Below are 6,203 nucleotides of genomic sequence, written 5' to 3'. Positions count from 1 at the left end.
ACATAAGAATATGATCGATATTGACCACTATACCTTAATCGTTGAAATTGCAGATATATTGGCTAAAAAGGATATAGATTTGCGCTTGCTGCAACTGGCTTATTTAATCAAGCTCACAAAACTTTCAGGTCATATGCCGAACTTAAGTGAAAAATGTACAAATTGTGGCAGTGGCCTTGATGACTATGTGTTCTCAATAAATCAGGGTGGATTGATACACCGCCACTGCATTGGAGAAGGTGACAAGGTCTATAAGCTCAATCAACAGTTTGTTCAGATTATTCAGTATTTACTTGTAAAGGATATTCGAATCATTATCAATACGAAATTTCATCAGCGCTATATTGACCACTTAGTGCCCATGTTTGAGGCCTATGTGTTAAATCACTTGGACATTCACCATATTAACTCTAAAACCTTTATAGAGACATTAATGAAATAGGGTGGATAAAAATTTGGTTAGAAGTAAGATAAAAATTAGATATATATGAGTATTAAGCTGATGACAATGGTATAATAAGTTTATGAAAGCAGAACTTTATAAGATTGGAGTGATTTGAATGAGAATTACACTTGAAATGGTTGATGAAATTATTAACAGAACTGGCGTCACATACAAGGAAGCAAAAGAAGCACTTGAAAAAAATGAAGGCGATCTATTAAAGGCAATTGTTTACTTAGAAGAAAAGGAAAACGGTCCATCAAAATCAGAAAGCAGAAACATGTCTGGTCAAGAAATCGTAGAAAAATTAAAAGGCTGGGTAAACGAAGGCTTTATCAATCAAATTACCATTGTTAAAAATGGTAAAACGGTTGTTGACATTCCAATTATGGCAGGTGCCATTGGTGCAGTAATCTTTACAATTCCAACAGTGGCAGCTATTATTGCAGCAGTTGCAACCGGCTGTGAAATCAAGATCGTTAAAAAAGATGGGGAAGAAATCAATATCAATGAAATGACTTCTGAAAAATTTGATGATTTAAAATCTGTTTTTAAAGATAAGAAGGAAATGGATGAAGATGCAGAGGTTGATTCATCTGATGCTGAAGCCGAAGCATCACCAGTTTTTGAAGAAGACATTTTTGAAGATGAAACAGAAAAATAAAAATGATTTTTTCGGTAAAAGTGTTTACAGTATATTTAATATATGTTATTATCAATAAAAATATTGCAGCGATGACGAAGAGAAGTACTTTAATGATGTATTTAGAGAGTTGATGGATGGTGCAAATCAACTACATGATCAAGGGAAAGGAACTTTCGAGCTATGCATACTTAAGTGGGCTACGGCCAACTAGGGTGGAACCGCGGAATAATCTTTCGTCCCTTTCTATAGGGATGGAAGATTTTTTTTATAAAAAATTTTATAATAAGTATCTGAAATTCTTAATATAGGGTGCAATTGATTTAAACTTATGATTCAGAACATCAAGACTGATGATTAGGTTGAGAAAAACAAGATATTGGAGGTTAATTATGAATCAAGTAACTATGGAAAAGGTTGTTTCTTTATCGAAGTCTAGAGGCTTTATATTCCCAGGGTCTGATATATATGGTGGTCTAGCAAATACTTGGGATTACGGTCCATTGGGTGTTGAACTTAAAAACAATGTCAAGCAGGCCTGGTGGAAGAAGTTCATTCAAGGCAGCCCACTTAATGTCGGTATAGACAGTGCTATTCTTATGAACCCTGAAGTTTGGGTTGCTTCTGGTCACGTAGGCGGCTTCAATGATCCGCTTATGGATTGTAAATCATGTAAGACAAGATATAGGGCAGATCAACTTATTGAGGCGCATATGGCTGAAAAAGGTGAGCATGCAGATGCCATTGATGCTTGGGGCAACGAGAGAATGGAAAAATACATTGCAGATGAAGGCATTAAATGTTCAAACTGTGGCGCGATTAACTTTACAAATATTAGACAGTTCAACCTTATGTTTAAAACCTTCCAAGGTGTTGTTGAAGATTCCTCTACTGAAATCTTCTTAAGACCTGAAACTGCACAAGGTATTTTTGTAAATTTCAAAGCGATTCAAAGAGCTTCAAGAAAGAAAGTCCCATTTGGCATCGGACAAATCGGTAAATCGTTTAGAAACGAAATCACACCAGGTAACTTCACCTTTAGAACAAGAGAATTTGAACAAATGGAACTTGAATTCTTCTGTGAACCTGGTAAAGACCTAGAGTGGTTTGCATATTGGAAAGAGTTCTGTATGAACTGGTTGCTAAGATTGGGCTTAAACGAGGAAAATGTCAAGTTCAGAGATCATGATCCAGAAGAATTGTCACATTACTCAAATGCAACAACGGACATCGAATATAAATTCCCATTTGGATGGGGTGAGCTTTGGGGAATAGCAGATCGTACAGATTTCGACTTAAAAGCACACATGAACCATGCCAAAGTGGATTTATCTTATCAAGATCCAATTACAAATGAGAAATATGTACCTTACTGTATAGAGCCATCTCTTGGTGCTGACCGTGTAACACTCGCTTTCTTAGTGGATGCTTACAATGAAGAAGAGCTCGAAGATGGTACAAGTAGAATCGTCATGAAATTCCATCCAGCTTTAGCACCTTTTAAAGCGGCGATTTTCCCATTGTCTAAAAAGTTGAATGAAAATGCTGAAGCAGTGTTTAACGAACTTTCAGAGCATTTCAATGTTGACTTTGATGATTCAGGAAGTATTGGAAAACGTTATAGAAGACATGATGAAATTGGTACGCCTTACTGTATCACTTACGATTTTGAGTCTTTAGAAGATAAATGTGTCACTGTTAGACACAGAGATACTATGGAACAAGAGCGTGTAAAGATTGAAGATTTGGTTTCTTATATTGCCAAAGGCCTTAAATTCTAGACATTCATCTTAAAAGTATTTTAATATATTTTCTTATCATGTTGTGGTGATAAAAAAATATCAATAAAATCCTGAGAAGTGGATATATATTAAGCAGATGGAGGTGCCTATGGACAATAGATATCATATATTTATCGTATCTGATTCACTTGGTGAAACAGCAACTCACGTTGCCAAAGCAGCAATGAATCAGTTTTTAAACAAGGATTATATCGTCAAGAAGTATAACTATGTTCGTGATGAAGATGCTGTAGAAGAAATCGTTTTAGAGGCAGCTCGTCATAAATCTGTGATTCTGTTTACGACTGTTTTAGATGAAATGAGAATTAAACTCATATCGTCTTGTGAACAGCATAATGTGACATATCATGATATTCTTTCACCAGTACTTACGCAGTTTTCTGAGTTTTTCGCAGATAAACCTGTGGGCAAACCAGGAACCATGTATAAGCTGGATGATGATTATTTTGAAAGGGTTGCAGCGATTGAATTTGCAGTAAAATATGATGATGGAAAAGATTTAAGAGGTTTAAAATATGCAGATGTTGTTTTACTGGGCATCTCTAGAACTTCTAAAACGCCACTCAGTATGTACTTGTCACATAAAAACGTAAAAGTAGCAAATGTACCGCTTGTACCTGAAATTCCTGTGGCGAAGGAGATCTTTCAGGTACCAAAAAACAAGCTAATTGGCTTAACAAATTCACCTGAAAAATTAAATGAAATTCGGATGGAGCGTCTAAAGGCACTTGGTTTATCGTCAGATGTTGAATATGCAAATCTTGACCGTATTTTACAAGAGCTCGACTATGCCGAAAAAATTTATAAGCAATTAGGGTGTCCAATTATAAATGTTGCCAACAAAGCGATTGAGGAGACTGCTAGCATTATTTTAGAAATAACTGGTCTTAACATGAAATTGAAGTAAATTGTCATAAACGACTGATAATTGACCCATAGGTTTCTATGGGTTTTTTATAAATTTTATCTTTGTGAGGGAAGGTTTTAAAATGAAAAAATTTGTTTATGCATTTGAAGAGGGCTGTAAAGAGCTCAAATCATTGCTGGGTGGTAAAGGTGCAAACCTAGCAGAAATGAAAAAAATTGGTCTGCCAGTGCCAGAGGGATTTACGATTACAACTGAGGCATGTAATCAATACTATGTGGATGGCAAACAAATCTCTGCTGAGATTTTAGAGCAGATTGAAACTAATTTGGAGCGTCTTGAAGCCAAAACCCAAAAGAAATTAGGGGATTCAGATGATCCTTTATTGGTATCAGTAAGATCTGGTGCAGTAGTATCTATGCCAGGTATGATGGACACGGTTTTAAATTTAGGTCTTAATGATTTATCCGTTGAAGGCCTAGCAAAATTAACAGAGAACCGTCGTTTTGCAATGGACTGTTACAGAAGATTTATACAAATGTTTGGAGATGTTGTACTTGAAATTCCAAAGTATAAATTTGATAAAGTCCTTGACGGTAAAAAGGAAATCTGTGGTTATGAATCCGATACGCAATTGACTTCTGAAGATTTGGAAGAAATCATTGTTGGTTACAAAAAAATCGTCAAGTCCGAAAAGGGCTTTGAGTTCCCACAAGAACCTAAAAAGCAGATGATGATGGCGATCGAAGCTGTATTTGGCTCTTGGAACAACGATCGTGCGATTGTATATCGTAATTACAATGAAATTCCGCACAGTCTAGGAACCGCTGTTAATATTCAGTCTATGGTTTTTGGAAATATGGGGAATTCATCAGGAACAGGCGTTGCCTTTACACGTAATCCTTCTACTGGTGAAAACAAACTCTTCGGAGAGTTCTTAATCAATGCACAAGGTGAAGACGTTGTTGCTGGTATTAGAACACCACAGAAGATCGATGAGCTCAAAGATGCGTTACCAGAGGTTTATGACCAATTTACAGAAGTTTCTAGCAAATTGGAAGCACATTATAGAGATATGCAAGATATAGAGTTTACTGTTGAACGTGGTAACTTGTTCATGCTCCAAACACGTACTGGAAAAAGAACGGCATATGCTGCGATTAAAGTAGCGGTAGATATGGTAGATGAAGGTGTAATTGATAAGGAAGAAGCTCTCATGAGAATTGCGCCTGCGCAGCTTGATCAATTGCTACACCCGACATTTGAACCTTCTGCACTTGATTCAGCAACAGTACTCGCTAAAGGGTTACCTGCTTCGCCAGGTGCTGCAAGTGGTATTGTTTACTTCCATTCTGAAGATGTGGTTAAGGCAAGAGAGCAAAAAATTAAAACCATATTGGTAAGAACTGAAACATCGCCTGAAGATATTGAAGGCATGGTTAAAGCAGAGGGCATCTTAACTTCTAGAGGTGGGATGACTTCACATGCTGCAGTTGTTGCGCGTGGTATGGGTAAATGCTGTGTGGCTGGTTGTGGTGAAATAAAGGTTGACGAAGAGAACCGAGTCTTTAGAATTGGTGATCAAATTTTCAAAGAAGGCGATTATATTTCTCTTGACGGTAATACAGGTAAGGTCTATGCAGGCGAAATCAAAACCGTTGAGGTTGGTTTAACGGGTGACTTTGCAAAGGTATTAGAATGGGCTGATGAATTTAGAACATTAGGCGTTAGAACCAACGCTGACAATCCTCATGACTCTGAAACCGCTGTTAAATTCGGTGCTGAAGGGATTGGTCTTTGTAGAACAGAGCACATGTTCTTTAGCGATGACCGTATCTTAAACGTAAGAGAGATGATTGTTGCATCAAATGTTGCGGATAGGGTTAAAGCACTTGATAAACTCTTACCATATCAAAAAGAGGACTTCATCGGTATTTTCAAAGCAATGGGGTCAAGACCAGTAAATATTAGACTTTTAGACCCACCACTTCATGAATTTTTACCACATAAGGATGAAGAAATCAAAAACTTAGCAGATGACTTAAAGGTTGATTTCGAGACGCTTAAATCGAAGGTTGAAAACTTAAGTGAGTTTAATCCGATGTTAGGCCATAGGGGTTGTCGTTTGGCAATCACATATCCTGAGATCTACGAAATGCAAGTGAGAGCCATCATTGAAGCGGCTGTTTACTGCAAAGATGAACTTAAGATTGATGTTCATCCTGAAATCATGATTCCGCTTGTGGGACATCTTAAGGAATTTACAATCCTTAAAAAGCTTGTAAATGACACAGCTGCTGCAACCTTTAAAGCCTTAAATTCTGAAGTGGCTTACAAGGTAGGGACGATGATTGAAGTGCCAAGAGCAGCTCTTATTGCTGATGAAATTGCCAAAGAAGCAGAATTCTTCTCATTTGGTACAAATGACTTGACACAGATGACCCTTGGATT

At 37.0% G+C, this 6,203-nt stretch carries 5 protein-coding genes and 1 other annotated feature; all 5 genes read left to right on the top strand.

The features are described from left to right. Positions 1 to 442: DNA repair protein RecO (gene recO / locus AC220I_RS16635; protein ID WP_486724985.1), on the top strand; the 442-nt coding region annotated here is incomplete at its 5' end. Positions 443 to 560: 118 nt separating this feature from the next. After that, positions 561 to 1,106: a DUF4342 domain-containing protein gene (locus tag AC220I_RS16630; RefSeq protein WP_486724984.1), complete on the top strand. Its 546-nt coding sequence runs from the start codon at positions 561 to 563 to the stop codon at positions 1,104 to 1,106. A gap of 62 nt (positions 1,107 to 1,168) precedes the next feature. Further along, positions 1,169 to 1,332 (top strand) — a binding site (T-box leader). 142 nt (positions 1,333 to 1,474) lie between these two features. Then, the gene (locus AC220I_RS16625) at positions 1,475 to 2,866 is read left to right on the top strand and encodes a glycine--tRNA ligase (protein WP_486724986.1); all 1,392 of its coding nucleotides are present in this window, start codon (positions 1,475 to 1,477) and stop codon (positions 2,864 to 2,866) included. Between the two features lie 109 nt (positions 2,867 to 2,975). Next, the gene (locus AC220I_RS16620) at positions 2,976 to 3,794 is read left to right on the top strand and encodes a pyruvate, water dikinase regulatory protein (protein ID WP_486724983.1); all 819 of its coding nucleotides are present in this window, start codon (positions 2,976 to 2,978) and stop codon (positions 3,792 to 3,794) included. 82 nt (positions 3,795 to 3,876) lie between these two features. Next, a partial coding sequence (gene ppdK, locus AC220I_RS16615) for a pyruvate, phosphate dikinase (RefSeq protein ID WP_486724982.1) occupies positions 3,877 to 6,203 on the top strand: 2,327 nt, incomplete at its 3' end.

This window comes from Fusibacter sp. (assembly GCF_057447755.1).
Note: the sequence above shows the minus strand (reverse complement) of the source record. Positions and strands in the feature narration are given on the sequence as shown.